Annotated in this window: 16 protein-coding genes and 3 tRNA genes; 15 read left to right on the top strand and 4 right to left on the bottom strand. The window is 42.3% G+C overall.

The genetic code is table 11. The features are described 5' to 3' along the window. The first annotated feature begins 7 nt into the window (after window positions 1-7). The 11 genes from ybgC (at window position 8) to phoC (ending at window position 7,200) form a co-directional block, all read left to right on the top strand. Window positions 8-403, top strand: coding sequence for a tol-pal system-associated acyl-CoA thioesterase (gene ybgC / locus PSE69_RS12135; RefSeq protein ID WP_004917771.1), 396 nt, complete (start codon window positions 8-10; stop codon window positions 401-403). Beyond that, a complete protein-coding gene (gene tolQ, locus PSE69_RS12140) occupies window positions 400-1,083 on the top strand; it encodes a Tol-Pal system protein TolQ (RefSeq protein WP_004917773.1) in 684 nt (227 codons plus the stop codon). Before ybgC ends, tolQ begins: the two co-directional genes overlap by 4 nt. 17 nt (window positions 1,084-1,100) lie before the next feature. Continuing rightward, window positions 1,101-1,523 carry a colicin uptake protein TolR gene (gene tolR, locus PSE69_RS12145; RefSeq protein ID WP_004917775.1) on the top strand — a complete coding sequence of 141 codons (423 nt, stop codon included), beginning with the start codon at window positions 1,101-1,103 and terminating at the stop codon, window positions 1,521-1,523. A gap of 36 nt (window positions 1,524-1,559) precedes the next feature. Continuing rightward, window positions 1,560-2,654: a cell envelope integrity protein TolA gene (gene tolA / locus PSE69_RS12150; RefSeq protein WP_121874862.1), complete on the top strand. Its 1,095-nt coding sequence runs from the start codon at window positions 1,560-1,562 to the stop codon at window positions 2,652-2,654. A gap of 139 nt (window positions 2,655-2,793) precedes the next feature. Then, the gene (tolB, locus tag PSE69_RS12155) at window positions 2,794-4,086 is read left to right on the top strand and encodes a Tol-Pal system beta propeller repeat protein TolB (RefSeq protein ID WP_004917780.1); all 1,293 of its coding nucleotides are present in this window, start codon (window positions 2,794-2,796) and stop codon (window positions 4,084-4,086) included. A 42-nt stretch (window positions 4,087-4,128) separates the two neighbouring features. Then, window positions 4,129-4,626 carry a peptidoglycan-associated lipoprotein Pal gene (gene pal, locus PSE69_RS12160; protein ID WP_014657760.1) on the top strand — a complete coding sequence of 166 codons (498 nt, stop codon included), beginning with the start codon at window positions 4,129-4,131 and terminating at the stop codon, window positions 4,624-4,626. 22 nt (window positions 4,627-4,648) lie between these two features. Then, the gene (gene cpoB / locus PSE69_RS12165) at window positions 4,649-5,416 is read left to right on the top strand and encodes a cell division protein CpoB (protein ID WP_004917784.1); all 768 of its coding nucleotides are present in this window, start codon (window positions 4,649-4,651) and stop codon (window positions 5,414-5,416) included. Between the two features lie 154 nt (window positions 5,417-5,570). Beyond that, a tRNA-Lys gene (locus PSE69_RS12170) sits at window positions 5,571-5,646 on the top strand. A 158-nt stretch (window positions 5,647-5,804) separates the two neighbouring features. Further along, a tRNA-Lys gene (locus PSE69_RS12175) sits at window positions 5,805-5,880 on the top strand. A 32-nt stretch (window positions 5,881-5,912) separates the two neighbouring features. Continuing rightward, window positions 5,913-5,988 (top strand) — tRNA-Lys (locus PSE69_RS12180). Between the two features lie 465 nt (window positions 5,989-6,453). Next, a complete protein-coding gene (phoC, locus tag PSE69_RS12185) occupies window positions 6,454-7,200 on the top strand; it encodes an acid phosphatase PhoC (RefSeq protein ID WP_004917790.1) in 747 nt (248 codons plus the stop codon). An 80-nt stretch (window positions 7,201-7,280) separates the two neighbouring features. Here the strand turns inward: phoC and PSE69_RS12190 are convergent, their stop codons facing one another. Next, window positions 7,281-8,156: an aminoglycoside 6-adenylyltransferase gene (locus PSE69_RS12190; RefSeq protein WP_004917792.1), complete on the bottom strand. Its 876-nt coding sequence runs from the start codon at window positions 8,154-8,156 to the stop codon at window positions 7,281-7,283. A gap of 249 nt (window positions 8,157-8,405) precedes the next feature. On the opposite strand from PSE69_RS12190, the gene nadA reads away from it, so the two are divergent. From nadA to PSE69_RS12210, 4 genes are all read left to right on the top strand, one after another. Next, window positions 8,406-9,446 (top strand): quinolinate synthase NadA, encoded by a 1,041-nt coding sequence (nadA, locus tag PSE69_RS12195; protein ID WP_004917794.1) that lies wholly within the window; start codon window positions 8,406-8,408, stop codon window positions 9,444-9,446. A 77-nt stretch (window positions 9,447-9,523) separates the two neighbouring features. Then, window positions 9,524-10,240: a nicotinamide riboside transporter PnuC gene (gene pnuC / locus PSE69_RS12200; protein ID WP_053110329.1), complete on the top strand. Its 717-nt coding sequence runs from the start codon at window positions 9,524-9,526 to the stop codon at window positions 10,238-10,240. Window positions 10,241-10,607: 367 nt separating this feature from the next. Then, on the top strand, window positions 10,608-11,663 hold the full coding sequence (aroG, locus tag PSE69_RS12205; RefSeq protein ID WP_014657762.1) for a 3-deoxy-7-phosphoheptulonate synthase AroG: 1,056 nt from the start codon (window positions 10,608-10,610) through the stop codon (window positions 11,661-11,663). A gap of 550 nt (window positions 11,664-12,213) precedes the next feature. After that, a complete protein-coding gene (locus tag PSE69_RS12210; RefSeq protein WP_004917800.1) occupies window positions 12,214-12,900 on the top strand; it encodes an outer membrane protein in 687 nt (228 codons plus the stop codon). Window positions 12,901-12,983: 83 nt separating this feature from the next. Here the strand turns inward: PSE69_RS12210 and gpmA are convergent, their stop codons facing one another. The 3 genes from gpmA to modF all read right to left on the bottom strand — a co-directional run bounded on the left by gpmA (window position 12,984) and on the right by modF (window position 16,435). Beyond that, entirely contained in the window at window positions 12,984-13,736 is a 753-nt protein-coding gene (gpmA, locus tag PSE69_RS12215) for a 2,3-diphosphoglycerate-dependent phosphoglycerate mutase (protein ID WP_004917803.1), read from the bottom strand. A 171-nt stretch (window positions 13,737-13,907) separates the two neighbouring features. Further along, window positions 13,908-14,738 (bottom strand): CPBP family intramembrane glutamic endopeptidase, encoded by an 831-nt coding sequence (locus PSE69_RS12220; RefSeq protein ID WP_014657763.1) that lies wholly within the window; start codon window positions 14,736-14,738, stop codon window positions 13,908-13,910. Between the two features lie 212 nt (window positions 14,739-14,950). Beyond that, the gene (gene modF / locus PSE69_RS12225; protein WP_004917805.1) at window positions 14,951-16,435 is read right to left on the bottom strand and encodes a molybdate ABC transporter ATP-binding protein ModF; all 1,485 of its coding nucleotides are present in this window, start codon (window positions 16,433-16,435) and stop codon (window positions 14,951-14,953) included. Window positions 16,436-16,458: the final 23 nt, after the last annotated feature.

Genomic DNA, 16,458 nt, shown 5'->3' on the forward strand with positions numbered 1-16,458 from the left:
GATTGTTATGTTATTTCGTTGGCCTGTTCGCGTCTATTATGAAGATACGGATGCGGGCGGTGTGGTTTATCATGCACGTTATCTCGCTTTTTTTGAACGGGCTAGGACCGAGATGCTACGGGATAAAGGTATCAATCAACAAAGTTTACTGGCTGAGAATATCGGGTTTGTTGTCAGGAGTATGACAACGGACTTTGTCAGAGCGGCTCGGCTGGACGATTTATTGGAAATTGAGACACAAATCATTGAGATGAAGCGTGCCTCTTTAACCTTTCAACAAAGGTTAATTGATTCACAAGGTAACCTGCTTTGCGGGGCTACGGCCCTGATTGCTTGTGTGGACACATCAAAAATGAAGCCGACAGCGCTTCCTAAGTCTATTGTCGCGGAGTTTAAACAGTGACTGACATGAATATCGTGGATTTATTCCTAAAAGCGAGCCTATTGGTTCAGATCATTATGTTCGTTTTGATTGGTTTCTCTATTGCTTCTTGGGCCATCATTATTCAGAGAACAAAAATTTTAAATGCGGCAGCTCGAGAAGCGGAAGCGTTTGAAGATAAGTTTTGGTCTGGTATTGAGTTATCTCGCTTATACAAAGAAAGTCAGGCTCGCCGTGACTCGCTAAGTGGAGCAGAACAAATTTTCCATGCAGGTTTCAAAGAGTTTGTTCGTTTACACCAAGCGAATATTCATGCACCGGATGCTGTTGTCACCGGGGCATCTCGTGCTATGCGCATTTCGATGAACCGTGAGCTTGAATCCGTAGAAGCGCATATCCCATTTTTAGGGACGGTTGGTTCTATTAGCCCTTATATTGGTCTTTTTGGTACGGTATGGGGAATTATGCATGCCTTTATTGCATTAGGTGCGGTTAAACAAGCAACACTACAAATGGTAGCGCCGGGTATCGCTGAAGCGTTGATTGCAACAGCAATTGGTTTGTTTGCAGCAATCCCAGCGGTAATGGCATATAACCGATTAAATCAGCGAGTCAATAAGCTAGAACAGAGCTACGATAACTTTATGGAAGAGTTTCTGGCTATCTTACATCGCCAAGCATTCTCTGCTGATAAGAAATAATATGGGGAGATAAGCGAATGGCGCGCAATAGTCGCAGACGTGAGCTAAAATCCGAAATCAACATTGTTCCATTGCTGGATGTTTTGTTGGTACTGTTGCTAATTTTTATGGCGACAGCACCGATTATTTCACAAAGCGTGGAGGTTGATCTGCCGGATGCCGCTGAAAGCCAGACCGTATCATCAAGCGATAATCCACCGATTATTTTAGAGGTTGCGGGAGTTGGTCAATACAATATGTTAATTGATGGTGAGCGCTTAGAGCTACTACCACCAGAACAGATTGCGGCTGAAGCGAAAGCTCAGCTAGATAAAAATCCAAAGGCGATTTTCCTTATCGGTGGTGCAAAAGAAGTGCCCTATGATGAAGTGATTAAGGCATTGAATATTTTGCATCAAGCTGGGATCAAATCGGTCGGTTTAATGACTCAACCCATGTAATTGAGTGAGTAATGATTCTTTTTTTGGAAACCAATTGTGGGAAAGACAAAAGAGAAAAAAGATAATTTAAGGCTTTCTCTTCTAACGTCGCTTGCGTTGCACGTTTTATTGATAGGCCTAATTATAATTGGTTCCTTAGTTTCCGTTGTCAAACTTGGCGGCGGAGGGGAGGAGGGGACTGTCATCGATGCGGTGATGGTCGATCCCGGCGCGGTTGTTCAGCAATATAACCAAATGCAACAACAAGAAAATAGCGCTAAACAAGCAGCTAAAGAGCGTAAAGAGAAAGAGCGTAAACAAGAAGCTGAGCTAAGGGAAAAGCAAGAGCAGGAACAAAAACGTCTGCAACAGCTTGAGCAAGAGCGTATTCAAAGTGAACGAGAAGCGCAGGAGCGGCAAAAACAAGTTGAGCAGCAACAAAAACAAGCAGCTGAAGCGGCAAGAAAAGCGAAGGAAGAGCAAAAAATAGCGGAAGAAGCGGCGGCAAAAGCCAAAGCAGAAAAAGAACGCTTGATTAAAGAACAAGCTGCCGCGAAGGAAAAAGCAGAGGCCGAAGCGAAAAAAGAAGCTGAAGCGATAAAAGCGAAAGCAGCGGCTGATGCTAAGGCGAAAGCGGAAAAAGAGGCGAAAGAGAAAGCGGAGAAAGAAGCGAAAGCTAAAGCAGCTAAAGAAGCTAAGGCCAAAGCCGATAAGGAAGCAAAAGCCAAAGCAGCTAAAGAGAAAGCAGAGGCTGCAAAAAATTCCGCTGAGATTGATAATCTACTCGGTGATTTGACCTCTACAGGGCCAAGTCGTGAAGGTGGAGCGGCTTCCGCAGGCCAAGGTGGCGGTAAACGTTCTGGGGCATCCAATGCAGACGTTGAAAATTATGCAAGTAAAATAAAAGCCGCGATTCAGAGTAAGTTTTATGATTCAGATACTTACCGTGGACGTACGTGTGAACTTAAGTTACAAATTGCACCTGATGGCTTATTAGTAAGTATTACCCCTAAAAATAATGCTTCTAATGACCCAGCACTGTGTAGTGCAGCAATCAGAGCTGCAAACCTTGCAACGTTACCACGCCCACCGGCGGATGTGTATGAAGCATTTAAAAAACAAGGAAGTACAGTTGTATTTAGCCCAAAATAAGATAAGTCGGAGCTGTCTGTATTGAATTTATGTCTGCTATAGCATAAATAGTTCTTACAATATCTAGTTTTGTTAGTATACCTTTGTTAAAATTCAGCGAATTATTGTGGCAGTGAATACCACAGTAAGGGAGATAAGGATGAAGCAGGCTTTTAAAGTAGTTCTCGGGTTCCTCATGTTATGGGCAACAGTTGCTCAGGCTGAAATCCGTATTGAGATCACGGAAGGTGTTAATAGTGCTCAGCCAATAGGGGTTGTTCCTTTTAAATGGTCTGGCTCAGGTACACCTCCACAAGAAATCGGGCAAATTGTTGGTGCTGATTTACGCAATAGTGGCAAATTTAACCCTATTGAGCCTAGTCGTATGCCTCAACAACCTGCGACCGCTTCTGAAGTAGTTCCTGAGGCTTGGACAGCATTGGGGATTAATGCCGTTGTTGTCGGTCAAATCCAACCCGCGGCTGATGGCAGCTATGTGGTTAGCTACCAATTAGTTGATGTTGCTGGTAGCCCAGGCACGGTCTTATCTCAAAACCAGTATAAGGTCACTAAAGAGTGGTTACGTTATGCCGCCCATACCGCAAGCGATGAAGTTTTTGAAAAGCTGACTGGTATTCGTGGTGCATTCCGTACACGTATCGCCTATGTTGTGACTAATAAAGGCGGTCAATACCCTTATGAATTACGTGTTTCTGATTACGATGGCTATAACCAATTTACGGTTCATCGTTCTCCGGAACCTTTGATGTCGCCAACTTGGTCACCTGATGGTGAGCGTTTGGCGTATGTTACGTTTGAAAGTGGCAGTTCAGCACTGGTGATTCAGACGCTATCAACTGGCGCCGTTCGTCAGGTTGCATCATTCCCTCGTCATAATGGTGCTCCAGCGTTTTCTCCAGATGGGACTAAACTGGCTTTTGCTTTGTCAAAAACAGGTAGCTTAAATCTTTATATTATGGATTTAGCGAGCGGCCAAATTCGTCAAGTGACTGATGGTCGTAGTAATAATACAGAGCCAAGCTGGATGCCAGATAGTCAAACATTGGTCTATACATCTGACCAAGCGGGTCGTCCGCAAATTTACAAGATTAATATTAATGGCGGTAGCCCTGAACGTGTGACCTGGGAAGGTACACAAAATCAGGACGCTGATGTTAGCCCGGATGGATCTTTCATTGTAATGGTCAGCTCCGGCGGTGGTCAGCAGCATATCGCCAAACAGGATCTGGCGACGGGTAACGTTGAATATTTAACGAAAACGTTTCTAGATGAAACGCCGAGTATCGCACCTAACGGCACTATGGTTATTTATAGCTCCTCTCAAGGCTTGGGGACTATATTGCAGCTAGTTTCGACCGACGGGCGTTTCAAAGCGCGTCTTCCGGCAACCGATGGACAGGTTAAATTTCCTGCTTGGTCGCCGTATCTGTGATGCATAATAATAATGTGTGGCAAACTATTAAGGATCAAAACGATGCAACTGAATAAAGTGCTTAAAGGGCTGATGATCGCATTACCAATCATGGCTGTCGCAGCTTGTAGCTCTAACAAAAACAATGACCAAAATGGCGCGGATTCTTCAATGAACCAAACTAACAGCGGTCTGTCTGCGGAAGAGCTGGCACGTCAGCAAATGCAAGAACTGCAAAATAACAATATCGTTTACTTCGGTTTCGATAAATACAACGTATCTCCAGAATACGCTGATATGTTAGATGCTCATGCAGCTTTCCTACGTAACAACCCATCTGTTAAAGTTGTTGTTGAAGGTCATGCGGATGAGCGTGGTACTCCTGAGTACAACATCGCACTGGGTGAACGTCGTGCTAATGCAGTTAAAATGTACCTGCAAAGCAAAGGCGTAGCGGGTGATCAAGTTTCTCTGGTTTCTTACGGTAAAGAAAAACCAGCTGTGTTAGGTCACACAGAAGCTGATTACGCTAAAAACCGTCGTGCAGTTATTGCATACTAATCGATAAGCGAAATTATCTCTTATGAACAGTAACTTCAGACATTTATTTGTAGGTCTGTCGTTATTGGTTGGCGTAGCGGCCCCTTGGGCCGCTATTGCCCAAGCGCCAATCATTAATGTCGGATCCGGTTCATCCGGTGATCGTCTTACTCAGCTTGAGACGGCAGTTAACTCTCAAGGCCAGATCTTATATCAAATCCAGCAACAGATTGCTGACAACCAACGCGATATCGATACATTGCGTGGTCAGATTCAGGAAAATCAATATAAACTGAATCAAATTGTTGAGCGCCAAAAAGATTTGTATATGCAATTAGGTCAGGTGAGTGGCGGTACTACAGAATCATCAAATTCATCGGCAGCAGCGGACTCCTCCACTTCAGCACCTGCACCAGAAGCTTCTGGTGGTGGCGAAAAGGAAGATTATAATGCTGCAGTTGCGCTTGCGATGAAAAGCAAATCTAAAGCGCAAATCGATGAGGCCATCGGTGCATTACAAAGCTTTATTAAAAGCTATCCCAAATCCAGCTATCAATCTAATGCTAACTATTGGTTAGGGCAACTTAACTATAATAAAGGTAGCAAAGATGATGCGGCATTCTACTTTGCAACTGTTGTGAAAGAATATCCTAAATCCCAAAAAAGCAGTGAGGCTCTGTATAAAGTCGGCCTGATCATGCAAGACAAAGGGCAGAAGGATAAAGCAAAAGCGGTTTATCAACAGGTGCTGAAACAGTATCCGAATAGCGCTGGTGCTAAACTTGCAGAGAAAAAGCTTAGCTCACTTTAATGATTAACCCCGAAGAAGTAATTACCGAATATTTCGGGGTTAACCGTATGATAAGTGTGCATTCAATCGTTTTTTTCAAAAAAATCATTGCACCATCGTCAGAAATGAGTAATATAAGCCGCCGTTGACGCAAGAATAAGTTGTTAAGTTTAATGGGTCGTTAGCTCAGTCGGTAGAGCAGTTGACTTTTAATCAATTGGTCGCAGGTTCGAATCCTGCACGACCCACCATTAACAGCCTCTATTTCGTTAATGTGCTTTAAGATGTGTGAGTTAATTTAGTCGGTAGAACAAGAGCTCATTGAACGCTTGTTCGTATTAGGCCTCAAACACAATGAGTCACCCTGCACGACCGCCATCTTAAAATAGAAAAATCAGTTATATCAGATGGGTCGTTAGCTCAGTCGGTAGAGCAGTTGACTTTTAATCAATTGGTCGCAGGTTCGAATCCTGCACGACCCACCATCTTAAGATAACAAAATCCAGTCATATTAGATGGGTCGTTAGCTCAGTCGGTAGAGCAGTTGACTTTTAATCAATTGGTCGCAGGTTCGAATCCTGCACGACCCACCATCTATAGAAATGCCATTATCTTCAAATCCTTCCATTTTCTAGCTTAGTTAAATTGTGTTATTCAATCTAAAAGCCCATCAAGCAAAATAGCGCTATATTGGCCACAATGGCTCGTATGTGTCGATGATTTCCAGAAATGCGCCTGTATCCTCTCCTAATCGATTAATTATACCAGTATTAGGGTAAGGGGCGGCATTGGGAATGGACACGTGTAGACGCCGATTTTCAAACCTCTTCGTATGAGTAAGTCGATATTTAGTCGCGATCTTGTGGCTATCATCACCTAACTCTTGAGCAAAAACCATTCAGCCTGAGTTATTGTGTGGGTATTGACTTCTTTTTTTGAGAACTTACGCAAGGTATTACTGACCTACTTGGACTAGTCTAAATAAAACATCAATAACTGATCACCTTGTAAAATATAAATTATTTTATCTATGGCAAAGACTAGGAAAGGACTAGCGGATGAAAAAACTATTAGCAGTATTCTGCGCAGGGGCTTTTGTTTCAACCAGTGTATTTGCGGCGATCCCTCCCGGCAATGATGTGACAACTAAACCCGATCTTTATTATTTAAAAAACTCACAGGCTATTGATAGTTTAGCGTTATTGCCGCCACCACCTGAAGTGGGCAGTATCTTATTTTTAAACGACCAAGCGATGTATGAAAAAGGCCGTTTATTGCGAAATACTGAGCGTGGAGAACAAGCCGCTAAGGATGCTGATCTGGCTGCGGGCGGTGTTGCGAACGCATTTTCTGAAGCTTTTGGTTATCCCATTACCGAAAAGGATGCGCCTGAAATTCATAAATTGCTGACGAATATGATTGAAGATGCGGGGGATTTAGCAACTCGCTCAGCCAAAGAGAAATACATGCGCATTCGTCCATTTGCGTTCTACGGTGTTGCTACCTGTAACACGAAAGATCAGGACAAATTATCTAAGAATGGCTCTTATCCTTCTGGACACACCGCAATTGGCTGGGCATCTGCACTCGTATTGTCAGAAATTAACCCAGAAAACCAAGATAAAATTTTAAAACGTGGTTATGAACTTGGCCAAAGCCGAGTCATCTGTGGTTACCATTGGCAAAGTGATGTTGATGCAGCTCGTATCGTTGCATCGGGTGCGGTAGCAACTTTACACTCCAACCCTGAATTCCAAAAACAGTTACAAAAAGCCAAAGACGAATTTGCTAAACTGAAAAAATAGCTTTACTTAAAAACGATACCGCCCCATCAGTAACAACGAGAGGGGCGGTTTTTTATTGTGTTTTATATGGTAAAATCGCGTCAGATCCCTTCAGGCAATAAACTGTTATCTTGCAACATGCCAACTACCAGTGTTTGCATGCGCTGGCCAAGAGTGTGGTCGATGGTATAATTGAGCTGCTGGGCGACTTCCACCGTGATTTCATCAAAGCATTTCATCAACAGATGTAAGCTGTATGCAGCTTGTTGCGCATTACGGTAATCAAACAAGGTTTCCATTGCTTGGATAATGTGCTCTGGCATCCATTGTTGATATGCTCTGCCGTGATACCAAACATCTTGCTGCCCTTTACTTTTGTTTGAGACATAGCACTCTAACATCGTCAGTAGGGCATTTTTCATATCAACGTCTCTTGACCAAGCGCTCCAGAGTTCATTACGCGAAAGGGCAATCGCAACTTGATGTGATTCATACCAAAATTCGTTCACAATAAACGTGAATTTGTTTTGACTGAGTTGCTTAGGCGGAAGTTGTACCTGATCACTGTCGGGAAGGTTATCTGTGATACCGCTTTTATCGAGTAAAATGGTGTAGCCACGGGCATAAGTATTATCAAGCCCATATTGCTTCATCTTTTGCAATCGACTTGGCTCAGCAAAGGTAAAATCAACTTTTCTTCCTTGCTCGTAAATCGCTAAACAAGTCGGGCATTCAGGCTCATTTTCACCACCATTTGTAAGATGTAGAGCCACTAGAGGCTGACCAAATTGGTGTATCCATTGTTGGTCATGAAAAAGTGCTGTTACACCTGAACCGACTAATTCAATATCAATGTCTGAATAATGATCAATTTGTTGTTCTCTACCTCTTGAGCCTGTCAAAATGACGGCATCAATTCTAGGATCGAGCAAAGAAACGGAAATAATTTTATTGATTAAAGATGCAGGTGATTCCATAGCTAACCCATCGAATTTATTGATGTGGCTAAGATACCTGTAAAATGACTAAAATGCTAAAAAACTCGATAATTATCATGATTATTTAGTGAAATAGTGAGAAATCACGCCATCATCACCAAAAATCGAGAAGACTTCCTCAATGAATTGGGGTATCTTGTTTAGTATATAAAACAAAAATGTGGTTTTCGACCCATTTTATAGGCAATTTTAGATGTAAAATTGCATTATGCTAAACAGAGGCACAAGATGAGCGAGTTTATTGATTTTAACCAGTCGGTTTATCCGTTCCCTGCTAGACCTGCATTGCTAAGCTCAGAAGAGAAAGCATTTTATCGTGAGCGCATCAAAGCGTTATTGCTGGAAAAAAATGCGGTGATAGTTGCACATTATTATACCGATCCTGAAATCCAAGCATTGGCTGAGGAAACAGGTGGATGTGTTGCTGACTCTCTGGAAATGGCTCGTTTTGGCGCCCGTCATAGTGCATCAACCCTGCTAGTCGCGGGGGTACGTTTTATGGGGGAAACCGCAAAAATCTTAAGCCCTGAAAAAACCGTTTTAATGCCAACATTAGATGCCGAATGTTCACTTGATTTAGGCTGCCCAGAGGCGGATTTTGCGCGTTTTTGCGATCAGCACCCTGATCGTACAGTGGTGGTTTATGCGAATACCTCTGCGGCGGTGAAAGCACGAGCAGATTGGGTGGTGACATCCAGTATTGCGGTAGAATTAATCGAGCATCTTGATAGCCTAGGCGAGAAAATTATTTGGGCGCCTGACCGCCATCTTGGCCGTTATGTTCAACAACAAACAGGGGCTGATATTTTGTGTTGGCAGGGCGCTTGTATTGTTCATGATGAATTTAAAACCCAGTCTCTGAGCAAAATGAAAGCGCTGTATCCAGAAGCGGCGGTGCTGGTTCACCCTGAGTCTCCTCAAGCTGTTGTCGAGCTTGCTGATGCTGTCGGCTCGACAAGCCAATTAATCAAAGCGGCGCAAACGTTGCCTCATCCATCAATGATAGTCGCGACCGATAAAGGCATTTTTTATAAAATGCAGCAAGCGTGCCCTGATAAGTCTTTGTATATCGCGCCGACCGCGGGGGAAGGTGCGACATGCCGTACTTGTGCCCATTGCCCTTGGATGGCGATGAATGGTTTAAAAGCAATAGCACAAGCCTTAGAGAGTCACGGGGAGCAACATCAAATTTATGTGAGTGAAGCGCTACGTCAAAAAGCGATGTTACCTTTAAATAGAATGCTAGATTTTGCAGAGAGTCTAAAATAAAAGAGCACTATTGTTTATATCGAGGCCACGCGGAATCATAATGTGGCATGACATAGGGTTGAGAGAAGGATTTTGGGATGGATTTCTTTAGCACAAGTAATGTATTAGTGAATATTCCTCTATGGGATAGTGTGTATGAATTGTCATACATCGAAGCAGTAGGAACAGTGGCTGGTTTGTTATGTATTTTGCTAGCTAGTCTTGAAAAAACCATTAATTACTTGTTTGGTTTAATCAATGTGACGCTGTTTGGGGTGATTTTTTTTCAAATCCAACTGTATGCTAATTTACTTTTACAGGTATTTTTCTTTATCGCCAATATTTATGGTTGGTATGCGTGGAGCCGAGTGGATAACCAGCAACAAACGGAACTGAAAATTCGTTGGTTAAGCATGCCTAAGGCGACGATAACAGTGATCATCTCTTTATTTGTGATCATTTACCTAACATACAATATTGATTGGGTCTTTGGGGTATTGGCGGAATGGGCAATTAACATTTTGAATCTGTTTGGCGCTAACCTAACAATGCCTGTGTTAGAACCCGATGCATTTCCATTCTGGGATTCGACCATGACAGTATTATCTGTGGTTGCAATGATCCTGATGACGCGTAAGTACGTTGAAAATTGGCTTTTATGGGTGATCATCAACGTAATTAGTATTATCGTATTCTATAAGCAAGGGGTATATGCGATGTCATTAGAGTACCTCATTTTGCTAGGTATCGCGCTGAATGGTTCAAGGCTTTGGGTGAAATCGGCAAAACAAAACGGCTCTGTGCCCCTCTCATAAACCACAGTGACGAAAATTAACAATAAAACGGCTAAAGTAACATTATCGATGTTTTGCCGTTTTTATTGTTTTTTACTCTAAAATTCCCCCTAAATATGGGGCTATTGTGCTGTTTAATCGCCTTTAGCCTCATTTTATAATCTGAAAGCTTAAAACTAACTATTTCATACTAAGCTTGCCTGTTTACAGAAGGCGGCTGAACGGTTAGATTAAAATTTCGATACCTGTCGTCTTTCAAGTTGCAGCATTGTGAGTGGTAAGAGAATCTCTCTTCGCTTAAAAGTAAGTGTTTACCATCGGCCTGCTATTGGAATCCATAGGGTATGTAAATCATCTATATAAAAAAATAAACATTGGATTAACGGGTATGAATTATCAGAACGATGACGTCAGAATTAAACAAATAAAAGAATTATTGCCACCAATTGCGTTGTTGGAGAAGTTTCCAGCGACGGACAAAGCGGCGTTTACCGTTCATGAAGCACGTCTCGCCATCCATAATATACTGTCAGGCGAAGATGATCGCCTTGTGGTTGTGATTGGTCCTTGCTCTATTCATGATACTAAAGCTGCTCTGGAATATGCCGAGCGCCTTAATAAGTTACGAGAAGAACTCAAAGATTCGCTAGAAATTGTGATGCGTGTGTATTTTGAAAAACCGCGTACCACAGTAGGTTGGAAAGGGCTAATTAATGACCCTAATATGGACAATAGCTTTAATATCAATGAAGGGCTACGTATTGCCCGTGAACTATTGGTGAAAATTAATGACCAAGGCCTGCCGACCGCAGGTGAATTTCTCGATATGATCAGCCCTCAATATGTCGCTGACCTAATGAGCTGGGGGGCGATTGGTGCACGCACAACAGAATCGCAAGTACATCGTGAATTGGCTTCTGGTCTCTCTTGCCCAGTTGGCTTTAAAAATGGAACAGATGGCACGATTAAGATCGCTATTGATGCGATTAATTCAGCACGTTCACCGCATTGTTTCTTATCGGTCACCAAATGGGGGCATTCTGCAATCGTCAATACTAGCGGGAACCCAGATTGCCACATTATTTTACGTGGTGGTAAAGAGCCAAACTACAGTGCGGAACACGTTAAGGCGGTGCGCGAAGGGCTAGTGAATGCAGGTCTAACCCCCAGCATTATGATTGACTTTAGCCACGCAAACAGTAACAAGAAATTTGAAAGACAAATGATAGTTGCTGATGACGTCAGCGAGCAATTACGCCAAGGTGATCGCTCTATTACAGGTGTCATGATCGAAAGCCACCTTGTTGAAGGCAATCAAAGCCTAGAGTCAGGTGAGCCTCTGGTTTATGGGAAAAGCGTCACTGACGCATGTATCGGATGGGATGATACAGAAAAAGTATTGCGCCAATTGTCTGATGCGGTGATTGCTCGTCGCCAGAAGTAATCGATAGTATTTCATATAGGAAGCCAGAGTCTTGTTGCTCTGGCTTTTTTACGTTATTAGATAGGAGAGTCGTACTCTTTAGATTGGTAAACCGACAGGCAGCATACCACTCTCCTATTACTTATTATGAGATTAGAATCTCTAAAGCTATTGACCGATATGGTGTAGATAGCGATAGAGCAATCTAAACTTACTTTTTGGTTGTGTTGAGCTATTTTCGGATGAGTTCATGATGAACATAATCGCACTACCAAAAATAAAACGCCAAAATACCTTAAATCACGATCCGCTAAAAATACCTGTAAAAGGGGTTTTTGTGGCCTTTCTGCTCATGAATAAATAATGCAAGGAAAAATCAATATTTAAGATTTTTCTTGTCGAGCTATTCACTGTATTTACTCGTTATTATAGTTTGTTTATTTTTATTATCTTAGTTTTATATTTTTTGTTTTCAGTAAAAATGAACAAATCATTCAAAAAACTTCTCTTTCTTTAATAGTCGCTAAAGTAAATAATCCCTTTTCGATATTATAACTAAAGGGAAATATTAATGAGGAAGTTACAACTTGCATCGTTAACATTTGCATTAATCAGCACGATGGGAAGTGCTTTTGCGTCAACTAACCAAGAGGGATATTACGGTTCCGCACGACTTTCTAAAGTGTGGCAAAAAGCGGATAGTATGGATACGAGTCTCCGCCCAGGGATTGGCCAGTTTGTTTCTGGTGATGATAAAGATGATTTCTACAATGCTTCTCTTGCAGCGGGTTATCAGTATGGTAATGGCTGGCGTACCGAAGGGGAGTATAGTTTTAATAAAAAAGCGGAGTACACCAGTGGCTCAACCGCTTTTTCAACCAGCTTTAATCATCACAAAACGGAATCGCAGCGTTTAATGCTGAATGTTTATCGTGATTATGATATCTACCAAGGGATTTCAGTGTATGGCACCGTGGGATTGGGTGTTGCAAAAGTGAAATCATCGGGATGGCAAGGTAATGCCGCACGTCAATATGGTAGCAATACTGACACTAACTTAGCGTACTCGATTGGCGCTGGTGTAAGTTACGAGCCTATTGATAAATTAAATTTTGACTTGGGATATCGTTATATTGATTTAGGGAAAATCGAAAGCGGTATGAATCGTTTTGCCAATGCGCGTGGCATACAGGATGAGCAGATGAAAGCGCACCTTAAGTCACAAGAGCTTGTGTTAGGCGTTAGATATCTATTTTAATTTTTAACGTATTATTATTCATTGGAATATGTCATACAAAAAGGGTTGGCGATTAGCCAACCCTTTACTTTATTTAACTTTAATTATTTTGCTTTGCCTTGGTTGGCAACCGCTGCTTGTTTTGCAGCGATTTCATCTTGGTTGCCAAGATAGTAATGTTTGATTGGTTTCATGTTTTCATCAAACTCATAAACCAGTGGCACTGCTGTTGGGATATTGAGGTTAAGAATTTCTTCTTCGCCCATGTTATCCAAGTATTTTACCAGCGCACGCAGTGAGTTACCGTGAGCTGCAATAATCACTTTTTCACCCGCCGCAACACGTGGTTTGATCTCTTGTTCCCAGTAAGGCACAACACGCTCAATGGTTGTTGCTAAGCTTTCTGTTACTGGCAGTTCCTCGCTAGACAGTTTTGCATAGCGTGGATCGTGGCCTGGGAAACGTTCGTCATCTTTTGTTAGCTCAGGTGGCGTGATGGCAAAACCACGGCGCCAGAGTTTAACTTGCTCATCACCATATTTAGCCGCAGTTTCTGATTTATCTAGACCTTGCAGTGCACCATAGTGACGCTCATTTAGTTTCCAGCTCTTTTCAACAGGCAGCCATTGCTGATCAACCTGATCAAGGATGTTCCATAAGGTATGGATAGCACGTTTCAGAACTGAGGTATAGGCGAAATCAAAGACAAAGCCTTCATCTTTCAGCAGTTGGCCTGCATTTTTTGCTTCTTCACGGCCTTTGTCTGACAGCTCAACATCAGTCCAGCCAGTGAAACGGTTCTCTTTGTTCCACTCGCTCTCACCGTGTCTTACCAAAACCAGTTTAGTTACAGCCATAGCTTAAACTCCTATCAGTACATTCAAATTAAAATGAATCATTGCTGACTTACATTATAGGGATAGTCAATCCGAACGCTAGTCACAACTGATGTTTTACCCAAACCAAATCAAAAAAGTGATAGTCAGTCGGTTATTTGGATAAAAATCGTACCTTAATCAGCTTGTTTTTTATCCAGCAACCATTTTGACTGGGTAAGTAAAAAATAACAGATGCAATAGATTTAACCCGAAGTGAAACGATACAGCAAGCCATAATTTGCCACTCCACATCCATGCTAGTCCATAAATAATTCCTGCAAGGGTCGCAAAAAGGATCAGCAACGGGCCTCCCGCGAAATGCACAGCCCCAAACACTAAGGCACACACGACTAATGCAAGATAAGGGGAGCCAAACCATTGAGTGAGGCGCTGCTGGAGATAGCCACGAAATAATGCTTCTTCGGCTAATGAGACAAATAATAAATTGCAAATAATGAATGCAGGTAACCAAGTCGGCAAATGCCACTCAAAACCTAGTCCTCCCGCAATGGCAGCAACAACCAATAACATAGGAACGGCAATGATCAGTAACCACCATTGCCAAGGTTTTGCTGTTTTGGGGGCTTGAGCTGAAAATAGGCTGGGGAGACAAAATAACAAAACAAAAGGAACCAAGGCCTTATCAAAGTTAAAGTACATGGTAAATGGTCTGCTTTGCTCGCCAACAATCACGCTATCGAGGTATTTGAGGTTATGAAATCCTGGGAAAAAATGAATCAATAGGCCTACAGCGCAGATAACAAGCGTGACCTCGCTAATAACTTTGACCCAGACATGATATTGAAAGCGCCAACCTATCACGCCAATGACAGTAATAGCGACAAATAAGAGAATTGCTTGCCAACTTAGTACACCCGTAAATAGTGCTATTGTTGTCGCAAGTAAGAGTAAAAATGTGGCAATAAATCGATGCGTTGCAAGTGTTGTGAGTGAAGCCGCCAAAATAAACCAACTGGCCATACGTTGTTCCTAAAATCTATTCGAATTATTTAAAGCGGCACAGTGTAATTGTTTTCAGTTATTTTCCGAGGAAAAAGCACAGCTATTGGTCTGGAATGATAAAAAATTAATATAAATAAACAGGTTATATAGCTGAGTATTAAGTGTGCGAACTAATCATTAGATTAATTTAGGTCGATAATCGAACATTATCGACCCCAATGATGGCGCGGTTAGACCGTTTGTTGCTCGACAGTTTCTATGTCATAACGATATTTGCCGTTATCAGGAACAAACTTCAATCGATGGGTAATGCAAGTTGGCGCATCTTCTTGATGGTGAGTAACAAAAAGAAGCTGAGTCGTGCCTTGGCTGAGCATTACATCAATAAAACGTAGGACTAATAAACGGTTTAAACCATCTAGCCCTTGAAGTGGCTCATCTAAAATCAAAACAGCCGGATGTTTGACTAAGGCGCGTGCGATAAGCACAAGTCTTTGCTGACCCCATGATAAGCTATGGAAAGGTTGTTGTGCTGTTTGTGAGGGAAAACCGAGTAGGGCTAGCCACTCATAAGCCAGTTGAATTTGGCGATCAGAAGGTGTCTGATATAAACCAATTGAGTCGTGGAACCCAGAGATGATCACATTAATCACGCTAGTCGCGACGCGGTACTCTTGATGAATGCTGTTACTAACATAACCAATATGGCGTTTGATATCCCAAATCGTCTCACCTGTGCCTCTGCGACGACCAAATAGCGTTAAATCATTACTATAGCCTTGAGGATGATCTCCGGTAATTAGGCTTAATAGCGTGGATTTCCCTGCACCGTTTTCGCCGATAATTTGCCAATGCTCATTGGGATTAACCTGCCAGTTCAAACCATGCAAAATCGGTTTGTCGTTATAGCTGACCACGCCGTTTTTCAAAATAACCCGTGGAATATCGCTAGGAAGTGGGGCTTCAGCCGTTGGATCTTCCATTTCAGGGATAGTGAGATGTTTTAAGCTTTCGCTATGTTGAAGCTGGGTGATTAACGTGTTAGCAAGTACTGACTCACGGCTGCCTGATAAAGTCAGTTTGCAGTCGGCTAATACGCCCATATTGTCAATAAAGTCGGGTAACTCATCAAATCGGTTCAGGATCAATACAATTGTTAACCCTTTTTCAGATAAGCTGCTAAGTAACTCGCTCAGATTATTTCGTGAATAGACATCAAGGCCATCAAAAGGCTCATCAAGCACTAATAAATCAGGTTCCCCCATAAGGGTTTGGCAGAGTAAAACTTTGCGTGTTTCCCCTGTTGACAGATATTTAAAGCGTCTAGAAAGCAGATCGTGAATGCCAAATTTTGTGGCCAGTTCAAGACAGTATTCATTGTCTCGGTGGTGGAGTTGGATAATTTCAGCGGCGGTATATCCGGTATCGTCTTCATCTTCACTAAGCAGATCCGTGTTATTACGCTGCCACTCTTCATTAATCATGTTTTGCAGTTGTTCGAAAGAGAGGCGTACGGGAGATACAAAGCTATTTTCCACAATACCTGAGAGTGGTTTTAGTTCCCCTGATAACGCTTTTGCAAGTGATGACTTACCACTACCATTGGCCCCAATAAACGCCCAACTTTCATGCTGATTAATGGCTAATTCAGGAATATCCAGTGTTTGTGTGTCACTGAGCTTAAAGCTGCTGTGACGAAGGGTGATTGCTTTCATGCCACTTCCTTATTTTTGTCATT

This window comes from Providencia sp. PROV122, from assembly GCF_028482365.1.
Classification (GTDB): Bacteria; Pseudomonadota; Gammaproteobacteria; order Enterobacterales; family Enterobacteriaceae; genus Providencia; species Providencia stuartii.